The sequence below is a fragment of the Variovorax sp. H27-G14 genome, assembly GCF_046156345.1.
Lineage (GTDB): Bacteria > Pseudomonadota > Gammaproteobacteria > Burkholderiales > Burkholderiaceae_C > Variovorax.
Window position 1 is genome coordinate 183,567 of sequence record NZ_JAYLVN010000009.1, and the last position, 23,658, is coordinate 207,224.

The window sequence follows — 23,658 nt, forward strand, 5'->3', positions numbered from 1 at the left end:
CGTCGGCTTCGATTGATGTGGGCGCACCGGAACGCGAGGTGCGCGAAGGGGCTGCCCGAGAACTGGAAGGGGCTCTGGTCGACGCGTCAACGGCTCCCCTGTTCCCTGAGAATTTCGCCCGATGTTCTGGAGGCGATGTACAGCACCGATCGCCCCAGCTTGCTGGCATTGCCGATGCCCTTTTGTCCCGGGGGCAGCTTGGCCGAGAACGCAATGCCGATGGTGTGTGCCCCGTTCTCGTCTTCGCCGTTTTCCTCTTCGCCGTTTTCCTGCTTCCGCTCGGCGATGCGGACGTTGAAATTCTTCAGCTCCTGCCCGGTTTGGGCGAACAGCTTGAACGCGTTGCTCAAGGCAACGACCACCGGTGCGTGGAGCAGCAGTTGGTCTGGCGAGTCGACTTCGAAGATCGGCGCGGCAGAGGCATCGAGGTTCATGCGGCTGGATTCCGCCCATCAACCCATGAAGCCCGGCGTGCGTCCGCTCGGCGCGGGCATGGCGGCTGCGGTGGCGCCGCCCATGGCGCCATTGACGGAGTTCGCGGCGCCGTTCATGGCACCGTTCATGGCACCGTTCATTGCGCCATTCATCGCGCCGCTCACGGCACCTCCCATCCCGCCTGTCATCGCGTTGCCCGCCACGTTGACCGCGGCCGGCCCCATCGGGCCCAGTCTGGCGCCGGCCGCCTGCATCGCCATGCCGGTCGCGGCCTGGCCGGCCTGCCCTAGCAGCGCCTTCGCGCCGCCTTGCTGAACGGCCTGCGCGGCGCTCACCGCCTGCTGCGCCATGCCGGCCGCCTGCGTCACCTGGCCCAGCGCACCCGCGGCCTTGCTGCCCATGCCCGCGACACCGGCCAGCGCACCCGCGGCACCGCCGGCCGAACCGGCCACGCCGGCCATGTTCGCGATGCCGGACATGCTGGCCAAGCCGCCTGCACCAGCCGCTCCAGCCGCTCCAGCGGCTCCACCCGCAGCGCCCGAAGCAAACCCCGACACCCCGCCCCCCGCCTCGCCACCCGCACCGGCACCAGCGCTCTTGCCCTTCCAATCCTTCGGCGTGCCGAAATAGCTGCCCTCTTCCCACGGGTCGCGCGGGTCCTTGCCGAATGTCACCTTCGCGGTGCCGATGGGCAGGCCCGACACCGTGGCAAAGCCGTTGCGGTCCAGCGTGCCGGCGTGCGAGCCGCCTTCGGCATCGACCACCGTGAAGTCGCCCTGCGCCACGCCGTGGTGTTTCTCGCCGCTGGGCTTGATGTACTGGTGGTACAGGTCGAGCTGGCCCTTGGGCACCTGCGGCGGGTTGGGCAGCGCGGGCTTGCCTTCGCTGGCCGGCCCCACCAGGCTGTGCACCGCCGCATGCTCGCGCCAGGTGCCCGATGTGCCGTGCTCGATGCCGCCGGAGCTCCAGCGGCTGAAGCTGGAGCCGCCGTTGATCACCACCTCCTCTTTGGCGCTGATGGTGATCTTGTTGGCCGTCTGCGTGATGTTGAGCTTGGCCAGCACGTTCACGCTGTCCTTCAGCGCCTTGATGTCGATGTCTGCGCTGGCCGCCACCAGCCGCATGCCGGCCTTGGCGGCAAACAGACGAATGGCGCTCTGCACGCTCACCAGCAGGCTCTTGCCCGCGCTCACGCTGGTGTGGCCGCCGCTGGTGAGCGCGGTGTGCTCGTTGCTCACCACATGGGTGGAGCCCTGCGCCACGGTCTGAAGGCCGCGGGCACTGGCCAGCGTGAGGTGCGGCTCCTGCAGTTCAGGGAACTCGCCCTGCTCGCGGTTGCCGCCCTGGCCCTTGATGGCGTCGTTCTGCTCCTTCAGGACCGCCGTGACTTCGTTCTGGTCGCCGGCGTCGTGCGCCTGCGCGCCCAGCGCCACTTCGCTCAGGCCTTCGTGCAGGTCGCGCGCCTGCGTGAGGCGGCCCACGGTCTCGCCCATGTCGGTGATGTGGGCCTGCGCGTTGGGGCGCGGCTCGGTGCTCAGCAGCAGGCCCTTGGCCGCGCGCAGCACGCCGTGGCCGTCGGTGCGCAGCTCGAAGCCCTGGCCGCGCGGCTCCTTGCGCCCGGCCGTGTCTTCGATGCGCCCGATGTGGCCCACGCTCAGCTGGCTGGCCTGGTGGTCGCTGCGCAGTTGCGCCTGGATCTTGCCCTGCGTGTCGTCCAGCACCAGGTGGTTGCCGCGCCCGCCGCCCAGCTCGCGGCTGCGGATGCCCGACAGGTGCTTTTGCTCCGGCAGCTGCCATGCGGGCATGGTGTCGGCGTTGTGCACGCAGCCGGTGACGATGGGGTAGTCAGGGTCGCCGTTCAGAAAGTCGACGATCACCTCCATGCCGATGCGCGGCACCGACGTCATGCCGAAGGTGGCGCCGCCCCACGCGGTGGACACGCGCACCCAGCAGCTGGAGTTTTCGTTCTCCTGCCCCAGGCGGTCCCAGTGGAACTGCACCTTGATGCGGCCGTAGGGGTCGGTCCAGATCTGCTCGCCCGCCGGACCCACCACCATCGCGGTCTGCGGCCCGCGCGTGCGCGGCTTGGGCGTGGTGCGCGCGGGGCGCCAGGGGTAGCTGGTGGGCTGCGCGTCGAACGCAAAGCGCTGCACCGAGCCTTCGGCGCCCTGCGCGCCTTCGCTGGCCTGCAGGGTCTCCTGCAGGTGGTAGCTCACGCCCAGCAGCAGGTACTGCTGGTTCTGGTCGGCCTTGGGGTGGCCGGTGAGGCGCAGCGTGTGGCCGGTGGCCAGCTCGCGCAGGTTGGAGCGGCCGGTCACGCGGTTGCGCTGGCTCAGTTGCTCCTCGTTGCGGATGCGTGCGTAGGTTTCGCCGTCGGCGTGCTGGGTGAAGCCGCCGGGCCATTCGTACTGCTCGTGGCTGTCGTTGTCGTGCCCCGGGGGCATCTGGCGCAGGTGCGAGAGCTCGGCCTTGGGTTTCTGAAAGTCGTAGTCGTCGTTGAAGTGGTGGCCGGGGCGCACTTCTTCGGAAATTTCCCATGCGTAGATGCGCTCGCGCTGGCCCGGGCCGCCGGCCATGCCGGACTTTTCGAGCGGGTGGTAGCGCACCTCTTCGCCGCCGGGCAGCGGGCCGTGCGAGCCGGCGATGTCGTCGGCCAGCACCAGCACGTGCTGCGACTGCTCATGGCGAAAGTGGTAATAAATGCCCTCGAGCTCGCACAGCCGCGAGACAAAGGCGAAGTCGCTCTCGTGGTACTGCACGCAGTAGTCCCACACGCGGTAGTCGCCGCGCGTGAGCTTCTTCTCGATGGGGTGGCCGTACACGCCCAGCACCTGCATGACGATGTCCGGCACGCTTTTGCCCTGAAAGATGCGGAAGTCGCTGCGCCGCGTGGCCAGCCACAGCCAGGGGCGCAGGCGCAGGCGGTAGAACGAATGGCGCGCGTCTTCCTGCTGCAGCCCGAAGCGCGTGGCGATGCCGCCCAGGTAGCGCACGCCGCCCTCGGTCTGCACCGTGACCGTGGCCGGCTTGCCCAGCAGCGCCTTGGGGTCGAGCGCGTTGCTGTTGCCCAGCAGATCGATGTCGAACGCATACAGCTGGCTGAGCGCCTCGCGGCCCACGAGCTGGCGCAGTTGCAACGCCTCGCCAAGGGGCGTTTCGATGGTGACGCGGCGGTTCATTGCCGCTGCCGCGCTATGGGTTGGCTGTGTTGGCTATAAGGCGAATCGATTAATTCGAATTGAATCAATACGAATATGGTTTGCAAATTGAGCTTCATGCCCACCTCCCATTGCTTGTTTTGACAATTATTTTAAATGTTGATTTGTCTTGAGAAACGATGGCAATGGGGGTTAATTATTTAAGGAATAAGAAAGTTCTCGCTAATTGGGAATTGGCAATAGGGGGCTGCAGGGGTGCAGGCGATAGACATGGTGGTGAATTGCCGCACAGGCCTGATCCAGGCTGATGGCCCCTGTTGCAGGCATGCGAATCGAAAGACGGCCATGGTGCTCACCGCAGCCGACGTTGCCGCGTCGGAAATTCCGGCGACAGCGGCGCAGCCCGCTCATCGCGCGGCGTCAGAACGCGCTTTTGACAACACCGCCATCCACTCGAAGTGCTGCGCCCGTGGTCGCTGAAGCGAGCGGGCTTGCCACGTAGGCCACCAGCGACGCCACTTCCTGCGGCGAAGCAAAGCGCTTGATCAGCGATGTCGGGCGCACGTGTTCAAAGAACTCCGCCTCTACCTGCTCGAAGCTCTTGTCGCTCGACCGCGCGAGGCCTTCCACAAAGTCCCCGACGCCACGCGATTTCGTCGGGCCCGGAAGCACGCTGTTCACCGTGATGTTCGTGCCGGCGACCGATTCCGCCAGCCCGCGCGACACCGCAAGCTGCGCGGTCTTCGTCACGCCGTAGTGAATCATCTCGGTCGGTATCTGCACCCCGCTCTCGCTCGAAATGAAGATGATCCGTCCCCAGTTCGCTCGCCGCATCTCGGGCAGCACCAGGCGTGCAAGGCGCACGCCGCTCAGCACGTTCACGTCGAAGAAGCGCTGCCAGTCTTCATCGGGAATGTCTTCGAAAGCCTTGGCCTCGAAGATGCCCAGGTTGTTGACCAGGATGGCGATGCCGGGGTGACGACGCACTGCCTCTTCGGCGGCGTCGGCCCGGCTGAGGTCTCCCGCATAGCCGACAACCGTGCCGTGCGTCTCGGCGCGAATGCGGTCCACCGCCTCGTCGACCGACGCCTGCGACCGGCCGTTGACGATGACGCTCGCGCCCTCTTGTGCCAGCGTGTGCGCAATGGCGTAGCCGATGCCGGCCGTGCTGCCGCTCACCAGTGCGAGCTTGCCGTTGAGTTGAAGGTCCATGTCGAATCTCCTTGGTAGGTTGAACACTGAGGTCTGTTTGCCGTTAGCCCAGGAAGCCGACCAATGCCGGAATGACCTGGTCTGGCGCTTCTTCCATCAGCCAGTGGCCGGAGCCTTTGACGATCACGCCCTGCACGTTGGTCGCAACCATCTTGCCTTGCTCGATGAGGAATGTCCCGCCGGCCTTTTCACCGGAGAGCACCAGCATCGGCATGGGCAGCTGCGTCTTGCCCAGTTCGGCGAACTCGGCGGCGTCCTGCTCGAAGGCCTTGAAGTATTCGAACCCGGCACGCATGCCGCCGGGTTGCGCGTAGGCCCGGGCGTAGAAGCGGCGATCGGCTTCGGGCACCGAGTGCTTGGGGTCGGCAGCAAAGTCGTTCCAGAAATGCTCGAAATAGATGCGCTCGCGCCCGCTCACCAGCGCCAGCGGCGTGGCGCCGTGGAAATGGAAATGCCAGAGGTCGCGCAAAAGCCAGACGTGCTGCCAGTCGCCGATGCCGGGCAGGAACGCGTCCATGAGCACCACCTTGTCGGTCTCCGCAGGGAACTGGGCGGCATAGGCGTAGGCCACCATCAGGCCGATGTCGTGCCCGACGATGCTCACGCTGCGGATGCCCAGCGAGCGCACCAGCTCGTGGATGTCGACGGCCATGTTCTTCTTGCCGTAACCCGTTTCGGGCTTCGACGAATCGCCGGCGCCGCGCAGGTCGGGCACGAGCACGGTGTGCGTCTTGGCCAGCAGCGGCATCAGCGGGTTCCACATGTGCCCGGTTTCGGCGTAGCCGTGCAGCAGCACGATGGCCGGGCCGCTGCCGCCGATGCGGTAGTTGATGCGGGTGCCGTTGACCTGCGCGCTGCCCGCACGGAAGCCGCGTACCGCGTCTGCGGCAGGGGCGGCGTGTGCCGTGGGGGCGATGGCCATGGCGGCGCCGAATGCGGCTGCGCCGGCAATCAGCGCGCGGCGGGTCGGGCTGGGCGTGGAGGTAGAGCCGAGGCTCGATGGGGTGTCGTTCATGGTGAGTTCCTTTGAGGTGGGTTGCTGGGGTGACGTGAATTTATGATTCAGCTTCACTTCCATAAAGGCCCCAAAAGTGGTTTACTCATTCAGCTTTCATGAATGATTGGAGCCGACGCTTATGGACCGATTGCGTGCTTACGAGGTGTTCGTCACCGTGGTCGCGCGCGGCAGCTTCACCAAGGCCGCCGACGCGCTGGACACCTCCCCGGCCAACGTGACGCGCTACGTCAACGAGCTGGAGGCCCACTTGCGCACGCGGCTCATCAACCGCACGTCACGCCGCCTGTCGCTCACCGAAGGCGGCGAGGCATTGTTCGACCGGGCCAAGTCGATTCTTGAAGAGGTGGCGGAAACCGAGGCGCTGGCGACCACCGCGTCGATGCAGCCGCGCGGGCGCCTGCGCATCAATGCGCCGCTGAGTTTCGGCAGCATCGTGCTGGCGCCCCTGTGGCCGAAGTTCATGGCGAAGTACCCCGACGTCGAGCTCGACATCGCGCTCATCGACCGCGTGGTCGACATCGTCGAGGAGGGCTACGACCTGGCCATTCGCATCTCGCGCACCATGTCGGGCAACCACATTGCCCGTCGGCTGGGCTGCTCGGAAAACCTGGTCTGCGCCTCGCCCGACTACCTTGCTGCCCATGGCATGCCGCAGGTTCCGGCAGACCTTTCGCGGCACCTGTGCCTGGGCTACACCTACGGCGCGACTTCCGACGAGTGGCAGTTTGCCGGCCCTGGCGGCACGCTGGAATCGGTACGGGTTCGCTGGGCGATACGCGCCAACAACGGCAACACCGCCCGCGCGGCGGCCATTGCCGGCGCCGGTGTGATCTGGCAGCCGAGCTTTGTGATTGGCGAGGATGTGCGCGCGGGCCGACTGGTCGAGGTCATGCCCGCCTACCGCATGCCTGCCATCGACATCCTGGCGATCTACGCAAGTCGTCGCCACCTCAGCGCCAAGGTGCGCGTGATGGTCGATTTTCTGGTGGATGCCCTGCAGGAAAACGTCAGCCCGCCTTGCGCGCCGTGAGCCACATACACGGTGGTGTCGTGCGACACCGGGTCGTTCACGCTGGCCACCTGCACCCAGCGATCGGCAATCACCTCGCCCGACCAGTCGGTCTGGACCGTACGGCTGCCGGGCTGCTCCGGCACCACCTCCCACTGCACCTCGCGCAGGCTGGCGAAGAGCATGGGTGGGGTAGGCGTGACCGTCAAGCTCTGGCGCTACGCCCCATCGGCTCCAGCCGCATCGCCCGCCACGCGCACACGCTCCCCGCCACCGCCAGCAGCGCCGCCGCGCCGAACATCGTGCTGTACCCGAAGCCCTGCGCCACCGCCCCGCCCAGCAACACCCCCAGCACGCCGCCAAAGCCATAGCCGATCACCGTGAACAGCGCCTGCCCACGCCCGCGCAGGTGCCCCGGAAAACGCCGCGACACCATTGCGATGCAAGTGGTGTGGTGCGCCGCAAAGCTCAGCGCGTGCAGCCACTGCGCAACGACGAGCGCCGCAATCCAGCCGCCGAGCCCCGCGGTCAGCGCCAGCCGCGCCACGGCCGCGATGGCGCACACCAGCATCCAGCGCGGCATCGGCATCAGGCCGATGAGGCGGCCCTGCAAGAAGAACCACACGATCTCGGCCACCACCGACAACGCCCACAGCAGGCCGATGGTGCTCTTGCTGTAGCCGATCGAATCCAGGTACAGCGAGAAGAACGCGTACACCGAGAAGTGCGACATCACCTGAAAGAACAGCGCCGCAAAGAACCACCGCACCGCCGGAATGCGCAGCACCGGGCCGATGGGCTCCTTCACGCTGCCGTGCGCCGCGGGCGGCTCGCGCACGTCGGGCAGCTTCATCGTCGCGATGAGCACGATGGCCAGCGTGCCCGCGGCCCAGGCCGGAAAGTGCTTCATGCCGAAGCGCTCGAACCACTCGCCCGCCACGAACACGGTGAGCAAGAAACCCGCCGAGCCGCACAGCCGAATGCGCCCATAGCGGCCCCAGTCGCCGGCCACCAGTTGCGCCATGGCGGCCTCGGTGAGCGACATCATCGAGCTGGTGTGGGTGAACATGACCAGCAGCACCAGCGCGAGCCACCACGCCCCGCCGTGCCACCACAGCCCGAAGGAGCTTGCCAGCGCCACCGCCGCGCTGAAGCGCAGCAGCTTCACGCGCTGGCCGGTGTGGTCGCTGAGCGCGCCCCAGGCATAGGGCGCGAACACCCGCGTGATCGACTGCACCGAGGCCAGCAGGCTGATGGTGAAGATCGGCAGCCCCAGGTCCTTGAGCCACAGCGGCAGGTAGGGGTTGAAGAACCCGATGTGCGCGAAATAGCTGGCCGACAGGCCCGCAAACGCCAGCAGGTGGCCGCGCCCGGCGGCCACGGGTGCCGGCGACGGCACTACAGAAAGGACGCCTGGGGCGACGTGGCTTCGGTGCGTTCGGCCGCGGCCATGTTGGCCTCGCGCTCGTGCACGTCACCGCACTGCGCGCGGTTGCGCAGCACATGCTCCATGACCACCAGCGCCAGCATGGCCTCGGCGATGGGCGTCGCGCGAATGCCCACGCAGGGGTCGTGGCGGCCCTTGGTGACGACTTCGACGGGGTTGTTGTGAATGTCGATGGACTGGCGCGGGCTGATGATGGAGCTGGTCGGCTTGACGGCGATGCTCACTTCTAGGTCTTGCCCCGAACTGATGCCGCCCAGAATGCCGCCGGCGTTGTTGCTGGCGAAACCTGTGGGCGTGATGGAGTCGCCGTGCGTGGTGCCGCGCTGGGTGACGCTGTCGAAGCCGGCGCCAATTTCCACCGCCTTCACCGCGTTGATGCCCATCATGGCGTAGGCGATTTCGGCGTCGAGCTTGTCGAACAGCGGCTCGCCCAGGCCTACGGGCACATTGGTCGCGGTGACGCGGATGCGCGCGCCGCACGAATCACCCGCCTTGCGCAGGCGGTCCATGTAGTTCTCCAGCGCGCTGACGTCGGCCATGGGGGCGAAGAAGGGGTTGGCGGGCACGTGCTCCCAGCTCTCGAACGGAATGCCGATGTCGCCGATCTGCGTCATGCAGCCGCGAAACACCATGCCGTACTTTTCGGCCAGCCACTTCTTGGCGACCGCGCCGGCCGCGACCATGGGCGCGGTGAGCCGGGCCGACGAGCGACCGCCGCCGCGCGGGTCGCGAATGCCGTATTTCTTGAAGTAGGTGAAGTCGGCGTGGCCGGGGCGGAACTGCTCGGCGATCTGACCGTAATCTTTGCTGCGCTGGTCGGTGTTCTGGATCAGCAGGGCGATGGGGGTGCCGGTGGTCTTGCCCTGGTACACGCCAGACAGAATTTGCACCGCATCGGCCTCCTGGCGCTGGGTGACGTGGCGGCTGGTGCCGGGGCGGCGGCGGTCGAGGTCGCCTTGAATGTCGGCCTCGCTCAGTGCCATGCCGGGGGGGCAACCGTCAATGACGCAGCCAATGGCCGGGCCATGGGACTCGCCGAAATTGGTGACCGCGAAGAGTGTTCCGAAGGTGTTGCCGCTCATGGCGGGGATTATCCCCACAAAGCGGCGGCCCCCTCAGTGGGTCGAGCTTTCGGAGGTGTTTTCCAGGCGCTTGGTCAGGGCACCCACCTGCAGCTCGATGGAGAACAGCCGCTCGTTCAGTATCGCGGTCTGCAGCCGGATCGCCTCGATGATGGCTTTGGTTTGCGGGTCGGGGGCGTTCTCGCAGAGTTCGGCCAGGTCGTGCAGCTTCTTGCGCAGTTCGTTGCTCATGGGGGCTCCGGTGAAACGCGTCGTGGAGGCGTCAGTATGGGGTTTCGTCAGCGCTGCGGCAATGCGCCGGCATGGGGGTTTTCAGGGGCCCCGACACCGCGCAACCGCGCCGCCACCAGCACGCCCACCAACAGCAACACGGCCGCGCAGATGCCGGCCGTCAGGCGCAGGCCGTGCAGCAAGGCCGCGCGGCCCGCGTCGAGCAAGGCTGCGCCCTCGCTGCCCGCCAGTTGGTGCGCAAGCGCTACCGCGCCGCCCAGGGTGCTGCGTGCCGCCTCGACTTCGGCCGGCCCCACCAAGGCGCCCAGGCCCGGCGGCACGGCATCGGCCATGCTCGCGCGGTAGATGGCCGCGCCGATGCTCCCCAGGATCGCAATGCCCAGCGCGCCGCCAAATTCGGAGCTGGTCTCCGAGATGGCCGACGCCACGCCCGCGCGCTCCGGTGGGGCGCTGCCCACCACCAGGTCGGTCGCCAGGGTGAACACCGGCGCCAGGCCGAGCGATGAGACGACCGCGCTCGCCACCATCCACGCCAGCCCGCCCTGCGCCGGCAGCACGACGAGCATGCCGAAGCCCAGCGCCGCCACCGCAAGCCCGCCGCCCATCACAAAGGCCGGGCGCACGCGCCGCGACAGCGCCGACACCACCATCGAGCCGACGATGAAGCCGCCCGCGCCCGGCATGCTCCACAGGCCTGCTTGCAGCGGCGACAGGCCCAGCACCAGTTGCAGGTACTGCGCGTTGTACAGAAAGATGCCGAACATCACGAAGCAGGCCAGCATGTAGGCGCCCAGCGACACGCTGAAGGCCGGCAGGCTGAACAGCTCCAGGTCGATCATCGGATGAGCCAGCCGCTTCTGCCGGCGCACGAACACCGTGCCGAGCACGAGCCCCAGCACGATCGACAGCACAGGCACGGCGTGCAGGCCGTGCTCCGCGATCTGCTTCACGCCGTAGATTGCGGCCAACACGGCGGCCAGCGAGAGCGCGGCGCTGGCCAGGTCGAGCCGGGCGGCGTCGGGGTCGCGGTATTCGGGCAGCAACAGGGGGCCGAGCACCAGCAGCAGCACCATCACGGGCACGCCGATCAAAAACACCGAGCCCCACGCAAAGTACTGCAGCAGCACGCCGCCCACCACGGGGCCGATGACGGCGCCGGCGGAGTAGCTCGAGATCCACACGCCGATCGCGACCGTGCGCTGGGCCGGGTCGAGGAACATGTTTCGAATGAGCGAGAGCGTGGACGGTGCCAGGGTCGCGCCCGCCACGCCGAGCAGTGCGCGCGTGGCGATGAGCATGTTGGCGCTGGTGGAGAACGCGGCCAGCACGGAGGCCACGCCGAACGCGGCCGCGCCAATCAGCAGCAGCCGCCGTCGGCCGATGCGGTCGCCCAGCGTGCCCATGGTGACGAGCAGGCCGGCCACGAAGAAGCCGTAGATGTCGACGATCCACAGGAGCTGCGAGGCGGTGGGCTTGAGGTCTTCGCTGATCGACGGAATTGCCAGGTTCAGCACCGTGAGGTCCATCGAATAGAGCATGCACGGCAAGGCGATGACGGCCAGGCCGGTCCATTCGCGTGCGGTGGCGCGGGCGGTTGAGGGCGCGGTGGAGGGGTCGGGGGCTGCGTTCGGAGGGATGGGCATGTCACGGGCAAGAGAGGACGCGCGCGGTCGTCGAAGCCGTGGATCATGCAGAGTCGGCCGATACCGCTGTCCCGCGCAGGGTTTCCACGGCGCGAACGCCGACCGGGGCGAGCGCCGCCCCGGCCGTGACACCCCCCAACCCGCGCGTCGCGTTCGTCTTCTGCTAGTTGCCCGAGAAGCTCATCGGCACGGTCTTCACCGAACCGTCGGCCTGCGGCACCTTGACGTTGACCTTCAGCTCGCCCTTGAAGTCCGCCGGCGGGTTGCCGCTGAACTTGCCGGTGGCGGGGTCCAGCTTGAGCCACGTCGGCAGCGGCTTGCCGTCGGCGGTGGTGGCCGCGACCGTCTTGCCCGCGGGCAGCTTGTCGGGCATGGGCACGCTGGCCGTGATCTGGCGCGTTGCGGGGCTCGCGGTGCCTTGCGTCACCGTCACGCCCTGGCCGCCGCTCAACGACGTCTTCTGGCTGGTGTTGCTGGACTCGGTCTCGACGCCGACGGAGGCAACGCCGCTGCCCTTTTTCTGGGCGAGCGGATCCTTGGCTGGGGTGGTGCCGGTGCCGGTGCCTGTGCCACCCGCCTTCTTCTCTGGCTGCAGGCTCGAGCCTGAAGCCGACACGTCCACCCCCAGCGAGCTGGAGCTGCTCTTCGCCTCGGTCTGCGTCGCCGTGCCGCCGAAGAGGGTGTTTGGGGCTCTTTGTTCGGGGCGTGTGCACAGGCCGCCGGGTACTCCCCTCCGCGAATGTCCCCCGCTTCGCTCCTCCTTTATTTCGCTGCGGGGAGTACCCGACGCCCTGTGCACCTGGGCACGCTGCTGGTGATCGCACGATCAACCCCGGCGCTGTCCAACGCTCACGCCGATGGGGTGCCTTGCGCAGCGAAATAAAGGGGGAGCCCGAAGGGCGGAGGACATTCGCGGAGCAAGGCACCCCGTCGGCGTGAGCGTCGCCCCGACCAACTCAAGCCTCAGCAAAACACCGAGTTCAGTCCACAGTCCCCGCGCGACGCCACCACCCGCGCATCAGCAACACAACAGGCCCCAGCATCAGCGCGGCGCACAAGAAACCGTAGCGCGGACCACCCGCCAGAAACGGCTCCACAGCCGCCACCAGCCCAGGGCCGGCCGAAGCGAACATCGGCGTTTGCAGCAACTGCGCCACGCCATGCAGCAGCAGTTGAATCGACAGCAGCGACAGCACCAGCGCCGACAGGCGGAACACCATCAGCAGGCCCGCGCGCATGTGCAGCCAGCGCCACGCAGGCCACAGCAAGCCCGCGGCGGCAACGCCCAGCGCCATGCCGGTCAATGTGTCGGAGACACCGACACGCACATGAATGGCGCGAGCGAACACGGCGACTTCCAGCGACTCACGAAACGACGCGAGTGCCACGAACGCGATGACCGCAATGCCGGCGCCAGGCCGCTCGAGCCACGCGTCGAAGAAGAGCTGCACACGGCCGCGGATGTTGCCAGCCGACGCGCCCATGCCAATGGCCATCACCAGCATGCCGCAGCCCATGGCGGCGGCCAGCGCAGCCTCCGCCGCGCTGCCGAACGACGCATCGATGAGCACCAACGCCAATGCCGACGCCAGCATCAAGCCCAGCACCAAGCCCCAGCCGATGCAGGCGAACAGCTCGCGCCGGCCCTTCTTGTGCAGGTAGGCGCCGAGCGAGCCGACGATCAGCACCAGTTCCGCGAATTCGCGCAGCGTGACGGCAAAGGCGTCGAACATGTCAGGTTGCGGAGGAAGCCAAGGGTGTGAAGCCGCTCATCTCGATGAAAATGATTTGCATTTGCCAAATTCTCTCATGGGGTTCGCGCACACCCCGTGCGACACTGCCGCCGTGCCGATGACCACCCCCAAGATGTGCCTGATGTGCCCGATGTTCCCGCTGCTGCCATGGCTCTGAAAGACCCGGACATCCTGGGCATCGTCGACCGCGCCGTGGACGACTTCAACGGCGACCTCGACGAGCTCGAAAGCGCCATCGGCATGCTGATGCTCGGGCGCCACTACGGCTGGCGCGTGATGATGCTGATCCACAGCCCGACCACCATCCGCAAGTACCTCAAGATCCTGGGCATCAAGAACCTGCGCGACGTGCTGCCCGAAGTGGGTGTGCTCGCGCACCGCTCCAACGCCTGGCGCCTGCTCGACGGCACCAAGAACTTCTGGAAAGTGGTTCGCGGACAGATCAGCGGCGTGCGCACGCCACGCGTCGAAAAAACGCCCGGCAAGACGCCCTGACGTTGCTTTTCCGAAGGTTTTCGTAGCAGTTGCAAGACCCACTGCTGCTTTGCCGTTGCCGTGACATTCTCTTTACATTGCCAGGCAGAACGCTCATTGCGGCCGCATTCGGCCAAAAACAGTAGCACTTGACAGTACTACTGCTTGCTTCTACATTCGCCGCAAATTGCGAATAGGTCGTATTTGCGCTCCTTCCAGGCGGCCGCTTCAGGAAGGAACCGAAATCGACGCTCGCCTTTTTGGCCGGCGCCCTGGCGCCCCTTTCCTTTTCTCTCCGCCTTCACCATGAACAAGAACTCCAGCCTGCGTGCCCAAGACGCGGGCGTCACCTTTGCGCAGCGCTCGATCGTCCAGGCCGTCCAGCTGCTGACCGCCAGCGCCGCGATGACGCTGTGCGCGTTGCCCGCATGGGCGCAATCTGCACCGGCAGCTTCGGCCGCATCGGGCAACTCGCTGCCCGCGGTCACCGTCACCGGCGAAGGCGACAAGGGCTACGCCGCCCCGCGCAGCACCACGGCCACCAAGACCGACACGCTGCTGCGCGACACGCCGCAGTCGATCAGCGTCATCACCAGCGACAACATGCGCGACCGCGCCGTGCAGAGCGTTGCCGAGGCCGTGCGCTACGTGCCGGGCGTGGGCTTTGCGCAGGGCGAAGGCAACCGCGAGACGCCGATCTTTCGCGGCATCAGCACCACCGGCGACTTCTTCATCGACGGCATTCGCGACGACGTGCAGTACTACCGCGACCTGTACAACATCGAGCGCGTGGAAGTGTTCAAGGGCCCCAACGCGATGATCTTCGGGCGCGGCGCCACGGGCGGCCTGATCAACCGCGTGAGCAAGCAGCCCGAGTGGACGCCCTTCTACGCCGGCTCGGTCACGCTCGGCTCGCACGACGACCGCCGCCTCACGGTCGACCTGAACCAGCCCATCAACGACCAGCTGGCGTTTCGCCTCAACGGCCTGTATGAAAACGCGAAGAGCTACCGCGACGGCGTGTGGCTTGAACGCTCGGGCATCAACCCGACGCTCAGCTGGCGCCCCAGCGCCAAGACCCTGGTGACGCTGGGCTACGAGCACTTCAAGGACAGCCGCATTGCCGACCGCGGCATCACGTCGTTCCGCGGCGTGCCGGTGGTGACCTCGCCGTCGACCTTCTTCGGCAACGCCGCGGGCAGCCCCACGGGCTCCACGCTGGACGCCTTCAACGTGCTGGTCGAGCACGAGTTCGACAACGGCGTGCAGCTGCGCAACCGCACGCGCTGGTCGGACCAGGACAAGTTCTATCAAAACGTGTTCCCCGGCGCGGTGAACGCAGCGGGCACCGGCGTGGCCATCAACGCCTACAACAACGCCACCTCGCGCAAGAGCCTGTTCAACCAGACCGACCTGACCTTCTCGCTGAACACCGGCGGCATCAAGCACAAGCTGCTGGTGGGCGCCGAGCTGGGCCAGCAGGACACCAACAACTTTCGCAACACCGGCTACTTCAACAACACCGCCACCAGCGTGACGGTGCCGCTGGCGTTTCCCACCACCAACCTGCCGGTGGTGTACCGCCAGTCGGCCACCGACGCCAACAACAGCGGCAAGGCCACCGTGGCGGCGCTGTACGTGCAGGACCAGATCGAGCTGAGCCCGCAGTTCCAGGTGGTGGCCGGCCTGCGCTACGACCAGTTCAAGGTGGACTTTCGCAACAACCGCAACGGCGACCGCTTCAAGACCAACGACGACCTGGTGTCGCCGCGCGTGGGGCTGATCTACAAGCCGATCGAGCCGCTCTCGCTGTACGCCAACTACAGCATTGCCTACCAGCCGCGCGCCGGCGACCAGCTGGCCTCGCTGAGCCTGAGCAACGCGGCGCTCAAGCCCGAGAAGTTCAAGAACTACGAAATCGGCGCCAAGTGGGACGTGACCTCTTCGCTGGCCGCCACGGCCGCGCTGTACCGCCTGGACCGCTCCAACGTGGTGGTGCTGGACCCAACCGACCCGACCAGCACGCGCACCATCCTGAGCGACGGCCAGCGCACGCAGGGCTTCGAGCTGGGCCTGAGCGGCAACATCACGCCGGCATGGAGCGTGGCGGGCGGCTACTCCTACACCGACGCCAAGTTCAAGGCCGACACCTCCGCCACCATTCGCGCCGGCGCCACCGTCGGCCAAGTGCCCAAGCACACCCTGGCGCTGTGGAACCGCTACGACTTCACGCCGATGTGGGGCGCCGGCCTGGGCGTGATTCGCCAGTCGAAGATGTTCGCGTCGAGCGAGCAGATCGTGACCACTGCGTCGCCGTTCCCCAACGTCGTGCTGCCGGGCTACACGCGCTTCGACGCGGCCGTGTTCTTCACGCTGAACAAGAACGTGCAGATGCAGCTCAACGTGGAGAACCTGTTCAACAAGAAGTACTTTCTGAACGCGAACAGCAACACCAACATCACGCCAGGCTCACCACGCGCCTTCCGCGTGACGCTGAACGCCAGATTCTGACGGGGCAAGCGTGCAGCGTGTGGCCTGCGGCCTGAGCGGCGGGCCCGGCGCCGAACGCGCCGTCAGACGAAGCGGGGAATGGGCCCGACCTGCGGCGTGGTGTCAGTGCCCAGGTCCAGCGCGACGCGGTCCACGAAGCACCAGCCCCAGCCTTCGGGCGGGTCGTAGCCTTCGATGACCGGGTGCGCCGTTTCCTTGAAATGCGCGCGCGCATGGCGGTGGGGCGAATCGTCGCAGCAGCCCACGTGGCCGCAGGTGCGGCACAGGCGCAGGTGAACCCAGGGGCTGCCGGTCTTCAGGCATTCCTCGCAGCCCTTGGCGCTGGGCGTGACGTGGTGAATGCTGTCGGTGTGGGTGCAGGGCTTGGGCTTGGTCATGGCGTGGTTCCCTTGAAGTGCAAAGCGTTCGAAGGGCGAAGGCTACGCCATGGCGCCCTGCACTGCCCCTGGTCGAGCGCAGGAACGCTTTATGCGTGTTGCACCGCACCACCACCCCCTGCGAAGGAGCGCCCCATGCTGGACCGTACGGCCACCCAGTTCTCCCACGTGAAACCCGGCGACACGGAATTCGTGCCGGGCGGTTTGCGCGACTTCTTCGTCTACCGCGACCTGGGCATTGCCGAGGCCACGCACGGCAAGGTCATCGCGCACCTGGTCAAGGCCAACATGGCACCGGAAACGGGCACCGGCTGGCACCGCCACGAGGCGGACTTTCAGATCGTGATCATGGTCAAGGGCTGGGCCCGGTTCATGTACGAAGACAAGGAAACCCTGGTCGAGGCCGGCGACGTGGTGCACCAGCGCCCGGGCATCCGGCACTACCTGTTCGACTATTCGCCGGACATGGAGTACCTGGAGATCGTTTCGCCGGCGGATTTCAAGAGCATCGATGTGGAGCCCGTGTGCGAAATTCCGCCGCCCACGCCGTGGCGCTGAACGCAGCGTTCCGCTCCAGCAGCCACAAAGCTGCCTACGACCTGACTTGACAGGTAAAGAACCGGGTTTTGTATCGCGGGTCAAACACCCTCAGTTAAACCATACAAATAAGATTCATTCGCGGCCAGAATTTCCGCCGGTGGTGCTTTTGTTTGCGCCGCCCGGCCCGGGCCTTCGCCCGGGCACCTCCCGGAAAACCGCCCATGACCCGCACCCGCCGCCCTTCCCGCTACTTGCGCTCCTTGCGCGCCACGCGCCGCCTCACGCCCGTGGCGTTCGCCCTGCTCGGACTCTGCGCTTCGCTGCCCGCCGCGTTCGCCCAGTCGTCGCCCGAGCCCACCGCGCCGGCCCGCGCACCCTCGCCTTCATCCGCCGGCGCCACAAGCACAACAGCCACCACAGGCACACCCGGCACCTCCGTCCCCGCCACCCTGCGCGAGGTGCAGGTGCAAGGCGCGCAAGACAAGACCGGCTTCGGCGCCAACCCCGCCTCCCTCAGTCGCCTGCCGGCCGACCTGCGCGACGCGCCGCAGTCGATCACCGTCATCAACCAAGCGGTGATGCAGTCGCAGGGCGCGACCTCGCTGGCAAGCGCGCTGCGCAACGTGCCGGGCCTGACCATCGGCGGCGCCGAGGGCGGGCAGATCGGCACCAACATCAACCTGAACGGCTTCTCGGCACGCACCGACATCTACCTGGACGGCGCCCGCGACCGCGCGCAGTACTACCGCGACACCTTCGCGCTCGACTCGGTCGAGGTGCTGATGGGCCCATCGTCGATGCTGTTCGGGCGCGGCTCCACCGGCGGCGTGATCAACCAGGTCACCAAGAAGCCGTCGCTCACGCCCGCGGCCGAAGTGTCGGTGTCGGCCAGCACCACCGGGCTGGTGCGCTCCACCATCGACATCAACCGCCCGCTGTCGGACACTTCGGCGTTTCGCATCGCGGCCATGGGCCAGCAAGGCGACGCCAGCACGCGCGAGCAGACCAAGCTGAAAGACTTCGGGCTGGACGCGTCGCTGAAGTTCGGCATCAACACGCCCACGCAGGTCACGCTCTCCGCGCTGGTGCAGCACAACCGCGACCAGCCCGACTACGGCGTGCCCCCGCTCAACGGCCACCCGGCCAAGGTCGACCGCGACACGGCCTTCGGCTTCAGCGACGACCGCACCATTTCCGACATTCAGGCCTTCAGCGCGGTGGTGCAGCACAAGCTCACGCCCGACACGTCGATCCGCAACCAGACCACCTACAACGACGTGACCACCGACGCGCGCGAGACCGCGCCGCAGGCCCTTGGCACGCTGTCGGCCAAGGGCGTGTTCACGCCCTTCTCCACCGGCACCACGGCGGTGCCGGCCGCTGCGTTCTCCACGCTGCCGCTCAGCAGCCTGTGGGTGCGCCAGCAAAGCCATGACCGCACCATCCACGACAAGTCGCTGTTCAACCTGACCGAGCTGAACACCAAGTTCGACACCGGCACCCTCAAGCACACGCTGCTCGCAGGCCTGGAGCTGGGCCACGACACCTACGACAACCAGGCCTACTACCGCAACGGCACCTGCGCCGGCGTGGCGCTCAACCCCGTGGGCGGCACCAGCGGCTACGCCACCTGCTCGCCGCTGCTCGCGCCCTACCAGGGCAACACACCCAGCACCGCGCCCGCGCTGCCCGGCAACCTGGCCACCGCCAGCGCCACCACCGTGGCCGGCTACGTGAACGACACGGTCGAGCTCAGCCCGCAATGGAAGCTGGTGGGCGGCGTGCGCCAGGACCACTACCGCGCGAACATCGCAAACAGCATCACGACCGCGACCTCGCTCGCGGCTGAAAGCCAAACGGTCGACTTCACCAGCGTGCGCGCCGGCGCCATCTGGCAGCCCACGCCCGCGCAGTCTTACTACGTGTCTTACAGCACGTCGTTCAACCCGTCGCTCGAGCAGCTGGTGGCCACCACCGGCAGCACGCAGCCACTGCCGCCGCAAAAGAACAAGGCCTATGAAGTGGGCGGCAAGTGGGACATGAACGACGGCAACCTGTCGTTCACGGCGGCTGCGTTTCAAATCACGCAGACCAATGCACGCTCGCAGAACAGCGACGGCACCTACAGCGCCACCGGCACGGTGCGCGTGAACGGCGCGCGCGCCGGCGTGGCGGGCCGCGTGACCGACAAGCTGCAGCTGTTCGGCGCCTACACGCATCTGGACGCCACCATCATCGACGGCATTGCGCCCGGCACGCTGGGCAAGACGCCCGCCAACACGCCCAAGGACGCGGCCAGCCTGTGGGCCACCTACGCCCTCACGCCCGAGTGGGAAATCGGCGGCGGCACCACCTACAGCGCCAAGCGCTTCGCCAACAACACCGACCTGGTGCAGGTCGGCGGCTATGCCCGGCTGGACGCCATGGTGGCCTACCATCAGCCCAAGTACGACATTCGCCTGAACCTGTTCAACCTGGCCAACCGCCACTACTACGACGCGCTGATTCCCTCGGACGGCGGTCGCGCGGTGCCGGGCTCGGGCCGGGCGGCCACGCTGTCGCTCACCTACCGTCTTTGAACTGCTGAAGGACCCGACCGCATGCTGGTCTGCATTCCCGGAGTGCTGAACGCCCAAGCGCTTGCCACGGTGCGCGAGCGCCTGGCGGCCGCGGGCGATGCATGGGTCGACGGGCGCGTGACCGCGGGCCACCAGGGCGCGCCGGTCAAGTTCAACCAGCAGATCGACGAAGGCTCCGCGGTGGCGCATGAATGCCAGGCCATCGTGGCCGAGGCGCTGGAGCGGCACCCGACCTTCATCAGCGCGGCCTTGCCCAACCTGCTGTACCCGCCCATGTTCAACCGCTACAGCGAGGGCATGCGCTTTGGACTGCATGTGGACGGGGGCGTGCGCATCGACCCGCGCAGCGGGCGCAAGCTGCGCACCGACCTGTCGGCCACGCTCTTTCTGTCGGACGCCGACAGCTACGACGGCGGCGAGCTGCAGATGGAAGACACGCACGGCATGCAGACCGTGAAGCTCGCGGCCGGCGACATGGTGCTGTACCCCGCCACCAGCCTGCACCAGGTGACGCCCATCACGCGCGGCGTGCGCACCGCGTGCTTCTTCTGGGTGCAGAGCCTGGTGCGCGATGCGGGTGACCGCGCGTTGCTGTTCGACCTGGACAACGCCATTCAGCGGCTCAACCAGAGCGGCGCGGACGAAGCGGCGCGCCGCACGCTGGTGGGCACGTACCACAACCTGCTTCGCAAATGGAGCGACACCTGAAATGCGCCCCGTGCTGTAAAGTGCGCCGAACCGGTGGTGCCGCGCAGCGCCTCTACCCCAACCCGATACTCCGGAGCAGTGAAGCTCCCAACGGTCTCCCCGGACCGTTGGGAGCTTTTTTTTTGAAAGACCCATCGTGAGCACATCCAGAGCGCGAACCTGGCGAGTCGGTGTCCTGTTCTCCACCACCGGCGTGACCGCCGCGGTGGAGCGAACGCAGCAGGCCGGCACCCTGCTGGCCATCGAGGAAATCAACGAGAGCGGCGGCGTGCTCGGCCGGCAGATCGAGCCGGTGATTCACGACCCCGGCTCGCGCCCCAAGCAGTACCGCGAGTTGGCCAAGCAGCTGTGCGACACCGAAGGCGTGGCGGTGATCTTCGGTTGCTACATGTCCAGCACACGCAAGGCCGTGCTGCCGGTGGTCGAGGCGCACCGCGCGCTGCTGTTCTACCCCACGCTGTACGAGGGCTTCGAGTACTCGCCCAACTGCGTGTACACCGGCGCGGCACCCAACCAGAACTCGGTGCAGCTGGTGCGCTACCTGACGCAAAACTTCGGCAAGCGGCTGTTCCTGATCGGCTCGGACTACGTGTACCCCTACGAGTCGAACCGGATCATTGCGGACTTGTTCCGCCAGGCCGGCGGGGAGGTGCTCGACGAAATGTACGTGCCGCTGCGCGTGGCCGACATCGACATGGCCAAGGTGATGCGGCGCATTCAGGTGGCCCAGCCCGACGTGGTGTATTCGACCGTGGTGGGCGACGGCATCGCGCACTTCTACAAGGCCTACCGCGAGGCCGGCTTCGACCAGCGCACGCATCCCATTGCAAGCCAGTCCACGCAGGAGGCGGAGATTGCGCAGATGCCCCCCGGCACGGCCGAAGGCAGCATCACCGCGGCGCCCTATTTCTCCACGTTGCAAAGCCCGGCCAACCGGAAGTTCGTGGCGGCGTACCGCAAGCGCTTCGGCCCCGACCTGCCCATTACCGCCTGCGCGGAGGCCGCCTACTTTCAGGTGAAGCTCTATGCGCAGACGCTGGCGCGCGCGGGCGACGACCGGCTCGACCTGATGCTGCCGCACCTGCACGACCACGAGTTCGAGGCGCCGCAGGGCAAGGTCCGCATCGACCAGGAAAACCACCACACCTACCTGTGGCCGCGCGTGGCACGCGTGGATGCCGGCGGCACCTTCCAGGTGGTGGACGACCCGGGCATTCGCGTGAAGCCGGACCCGTACATGTACGAGAGCCGGTTCGATCCACTTGCGGGCCGTTCGGCCTGACCGGAGAGCCTCATGGCGATATCCCTGCTGCGAGAGCTGCCCGAGCTGAAGGTTGTGGTGGTGCATCCGCCGGACGAAGAAGGGGACGCGCTGGTCAGCCACCTGCGCCGCGTAGGGTGCATGGTGAGCATCGTCTGGCCGGTGCCGCCCAATCTGGTGTCCAACGCCGATGTGCTTTTTCTGCTGATCGAAGGCGAGGCCCGGCATGCGACGGAGGCGCTGCTCAAGTCGCTGCCCAAGCCCGAGCCCACCGTCATCGCCATCGTCAATTACGAAGACCCGACCACGCTGCAACTGGTGCTGGAGAGCGGTGCGTTCGCGGTGGTGCAAAAGCCCATCAAGCCCTTCGGCCTGCTCGCCAACCTGATTGCGGCGCGCAGCATCTGGGCGGAGCGCCAGGCGCTGCTGAAGGAAAACCGCAAGCTGCGCCGCAAGATCACAAGCGACCAGGCCATGAGCCGCGCCAAGACGATCCTGATGGCCTCCAAGGGCATCAGCGAGGTCGAGGCCTACCAGGCGATTCGCGCGCAGGCCATGTCGAAGCGGCTTTCCATGGAGCAGATTGCCAGTTCGATCATCAACATGGAAACACTGTTGCAAGCCGCAAACTAACCCGCTAGCATCACCGCACTGCGCCAGCCGAATACGTTGGCGCAGTGGCTGCACCACCCTTGATCTTCAGGCGCTGGTGCGGTTCTTTCAGGGAACCATGTGTGTTCTTCTGAATGCTGGCAATGAAGCCCACACCGCAGTGCATCGCTGCGGAGTGGGTTTTTTTTTGCCCGCGCCCGACAGTGCCGTCGGCTGGTATCGCTTGACACGGTTCATCAACCATTCGGCAGCCATGCAGTGCTGCCTCACGTCTTAAGGTTCCGCCATGCTGACAACTTCTCGTCGCCGCCTCCTTGTTTCTTCTGCAGCTTCGGCCGCCGCGCTGTCTTCCCCCGCGTGGATGCGCTCCGCCTTCGCGGCCGACCCCATCAAGGTGGGCGCGCTGTACTCGCAAACGGGCGGTCTCTCCATCGTGGAGAAGATGCTCGCCAACGCCGTGCGCATGGCGGTGGCCGAAATCAACGCCACCGGCGGCGTGATGGGCCGCCCGGTGGAGGTGGTGCTCGAAGACGGCGCCTCCGACCCCAAGACCTTCAACGAAAAAGCGTCCAAGCTGGTGACGCGCGACCGCATCGAAACGGTGTTCGGCTGCCATACCTCGGCCAGCCGTAAGGCAGTGCTGCCGGTGTTCGAGCGGCGCAACGCCATGCTGTTCTATCAGACGCACTACGAGGGCTACGAGTGCTCCAAGAACGTGGTGTACAGCGGCGCGGTCGCCAACCAGCAACTGGGCAACTACATTCCCTGGATCGTGCAAAAGCTGGGCAAGAAGAAGTTCTTCATCGTCGGCTCCAACTATGTGTACCCGCGCGAAATGGCCAAGGTCAGCAAGAAGCTGATCGAGCAGTCGGGCGCCAAGTGGGTGGCCGACGAGTACCTGGAGCTGGGGCATTCCGAGTGGGCGACCACGGTGCGCAAGATCAAGGAGTCGGGCGCCGACGTGGTGCTGTCCAACGTGGTCGGCGACTCGCTGGTGTCCTTCTACCGCGAGTACAAGAACCAGGGCATGTCGCAGGCCACCGTGCCCATCTGTGCCACCGTGACCAGCGAGATCGAGATCGCCGCCATGGGCGCGGAGTACGCCGCAGGCAGCTACACGTCGGTGCCTTACTTCATGTCCATTGACACGCCCGCGAACAAGTCGTTCATCGAGCGTTACCGCAAGTTCGTGAACGACCCCAAGGCCGTGACCTACCACTCGCTGGAGGCGGCCTACTTCCAGGTGTTTCTGTGGAAGCAGGCGGTGGAGGCCGGCAAGTCGACCACGGCCGACGCGATTCGCGCCAACATCGGCGGGCAGAGCTTCGACGCGCCCGGCGGCAAGGTGCGCATCGACCCCGAGAGCCTGCACGCGTGGGTGACGCCGCGCATCGGCCAGTGGCAGGCCGACGGCCAGAGCAAGGTGGTGGACGCCAGCGCGCAGCCTATTCGCCCACTGCCGTACTCGGCCTACGGCGAGACCGACGCCAACCTGATCTGCACGCGCAAGGGCGCGGACACCGCCAAGATCTGACGCGCCTTGCGGCTCTCGCCCGCGCGCCATCTGTGCGGGCGGGAGCCGCGCGCGTCTCTCGCATCTTCCAAAG

General features: G+C 66.8%; 20 protein-coding genes. 9 read left to right on the forward strand and 11 right to left on the reverse strand.

All coding sequences use genetic code 11. The features are described 5' to 3' along the window. Positions 1 to 86 precede the first annotated feature (86 nt). The 4 genes from VLK31_RS21415 to VLK31_RS21430 form a co-directional block, all read right to left on the reverse strand. The gene (locus tag VLK31_RS21415; protein ID WP_409170450.1) at positions 87 to 434 is read right to left on the reverse strand and encodes a hypothetical protein; all 348 of its coding nucleotides are present in this window, start codon (positions 432 to 434) and stop codon (positions 87 to 89) included. Positions 435 to 452: 18 nt separating this feature from the next. Then, on the reverse strand, positions 453 to 3,614 hold the full coding sequence (gene tssI, locus VLK31_RS21420) for a type VI secretion system tip protein TssI/VgrG (protein WP_409170451.1): 3,162 nt from the start codon (positions 3,612 to 3,614) through the stop codon (positions 453 to 455). Between the two features lie 399 nt (positions 3,615 to 4,013). Next, positions 4,014 to 4,805 (reverse strand): SDR family NAD(P)-dependent oxidoreductase, encoded by a 792-nt coding sequence (locus tag VLK31_RS21425; RefSeq protein ID WP_409170452.1) that lies wholly within the window; start codon positions 4,803 to 4,805, stop codon positions 4,014 to 4,016. A gap of 43 nt (positions 4,806 to 4,848) precedes the next feature. After that, positions 4,849 to 5,820, reverse strand: coding sequence for an alpha/beta fold hydrolase (locus tag VLK31_RS21430; protein WP_409170453.1), 972 nt, complete (start codon positions 5,818 to 5,820; stop codon positions 4,849 to 4,851). 121 nt (positions 5,821 to 5,941) lie between these two features. Here VLK31_RS21430 and VLK31_RS21435 point away from each other — a divergent pair, with 121 nt between their 5' ends. After that, complete coding sequence (locus VLK31_RS21435) at positions 5,942 to 6,853, forward strand: LysR family transcriptional regulator (protein WP_409170454.1); 912 nt, start codon at positions 5,942 to 5,944, stop codon at positions 6,851 to 6,853. A gap of 184 nt (positions 6,854 to 7,037) precedes the next feature. On the opposite strand, the gene VLK31_RS21440 is transcribed toward VLK31_RS21435, so the two are convergent. From VLK31_RS21440 to VLK31_RS21465, 6 genes are all read right to left on the reverse strand, one after another. Beyond that, entirely contained in the window at positions 7,038 to 8,231 is a 1,194-nt protein-coding gene (locus tag VLK31_RS21440; protein ID WP_409170455.1) for an MFS transporter, read from the reverse strand. Next, the gene (gene aroC, locus VLK31_RS21445; protein ID WP_409170456.1) at positions 8,231 to 9,361 is read right to left on the reverse strand and encodes a chorismate synthase; all 1,131 of its coding nucleotides are present in this window, start codon (positions 9,359 to 9,361) and stop codon (positions 8,231 to 8,233) included. Before aroC ends, VLK31_RS21440 begins: the two co-directional genes overlap by 1 nt. Positions 9,362 to 9,394: 33 nt before the next feature. Further along, complete coding sequence (locus VLK31_RS21450; protein ID WP_409170457.1) at positions 9,395 to 9,592, reverse strand: hypothetical protein; 198 nt, start codon at positions 9,590 to 9,592, stop codon at positions 9,395 to 9,397. 47 nt (positions 9,593 to 9,639) lie between these two features. Then, complete coding sequence (locus tag VLK31_RS21455) at positions 9,640 to 11,235, reverse strand: MFS transporter (RefSeq protein ID WP_409170458.1); 1,596 nt, start codon at positions 11,233 to 11,235, stop codon at positions 9,640 to 9,642. Between the two features lie 163 nt (positions 11,236 to 11,398). After that, on the reverse strand, positions 11,399 to 11,851 hold the full coding sequence (locus VLK31_RS21460; RefSeq protein WP_409170459.1) for a putative Ig domain-containing protein: 453 nt from the start codon (positions 11,849 to 11,851) through the stop codon (positions 11,399 to 11,401). Between the two features lie 364 nt (positions 11,852 to 12,215). Continuing rightward, complete coding sequence (locus VLK31_RS21465) at positions 12,216 to 12,968, reverse strand: hypothetical protein (protein WP_409170460.1); 753 nt, start codon at positions 12,966 to 12,968, stop codon at positions 12,216 to 12,218. Between the two features lie 168 nt (positions 12,969 to 13,136). Here VLK31_RS21465 and VLK31_RS21470 point away from each other — a divergent pair, with 168 nt between their 5' ends. Further along, complete coding sequence (locus tag VLK31_RS21470; protein WP_409170461.1) at positions 13,137 to 13,484, forward strand: hypothetical protein; 348 nt, start codon at positions 13,137 to 13,139, stop codon at positions 13,482 to 13,484. 285 nt (positions 13,485 to 13,769) lie between these two features. Continuing rightward, entirely contained in the window at positions 13,770 to 15,974 is a 2,205-nt protein-coding gene (locus tag VLK31_RS21475) for a TonB-dependent receptor (RefSeq protein ID WP_409170462.1), read from the forward strand. A gap of 62 nt (positions 15,975 to 16,036) precedes the next feature. Here VLK31_RS21475 and VLK31_RS21480 read toward each other — a convergent pair whose 3' ends face one another. After that, positions 16,037 to 16,351: a UBP-type zinc finger domain-containing protein gene (locus tag VLK31_RS21480; protein ID WP_409170463.1), complete on the reverse strand. Its 315-nt coding sequence runs from the start codon at positions 16,349 to 16,351 to the stop codon at positions 16,037 to 16,039. 135 nt (positions 16,352 to 16,486) lie between these two features. Here VLK31_RS21480 and VLK31_RS21485 point away from each other — a divergent pair, with 135 nt between their 5' ends. The 6 genes from VLK31_RS21485 (at position 16,487) to VLK31_RS21510 (ending at position 23,585) form a co-directional block, all read left to right on the forward strand. Further along, positions 16,487 to 16,909 (forward strand): cupin domain-containing protein, encoded by a 423-nt coding sequence (locus VLK31_RS21485; RefSeq protein ID WP_409170464.1) that lies wholly within the window; start codon positions 16,487 to 16,489, stop codon positions 16,907 to 16,909. Between the two features lie 203 nt (positions 16,910 to 17,112). Beyond that, positions 17,113 to 19,470, forward strand: a complete 2,358-nt coding sequence (locus tag VLK31_RS21490; protein WP_409170465.1) for a TonB-dependent receptor — start codon at positions 17,113 to 17,115, stop codon at positions 19,468 to 19,470. A gap of 21 nt (positions 19,471 to 19,491) precedes the next feature. Further along, positions 19,492 to 20,178, forward strand: coding sequence for a Fe2+-dependent dioxygenase (locus VLK31_RS21495; RefSeq protein ID WP_409170466.1), 687 nt, complete (start codon positions 19,492 to 19,494; stop codon positions 20,176 to 20,178). Between the two features lie 136 nt (positions 20,179 to 20,314). Continuing rightward, complete coding sequence (locus VLK31_RS21500) at positions 20,315 to 21,460, forward strand: transporter substrate-binding domain-containing protein (protein WP_409170467.1); 1,146 nt, start codon at positions 20,315 to 20,317, stop codon at positions 21,458 to 21,460. A 12-nt stretch (positions 21,461 to 21,472) separates the two neighbouring features. After that, entirely contained in the window at positions 21,473 to 22,072 is a 600-nt protein-coding gene (locus VLK31_RS21505; protein WP_409170468.1) for an ANTAR domain-containing response regulator, read from the forward strand. 265 nt (positions 22,073 to 22,337) lie between these two features. Beyond that, on the forward strand, positions 22,338 to 23,585 hold the full coding sequence (locus VLK31_RS21510) for a transporter substrate-binding domain-containing protein (RefSeq protein ID WP_409170469.1): 1,248 nt from the start codon (positions 22,338 to 22,340) through the stop codon (positions 23,583 to 23,585). Positions 23,586 to 23,658: the final 73 nt, after the last annotated feature.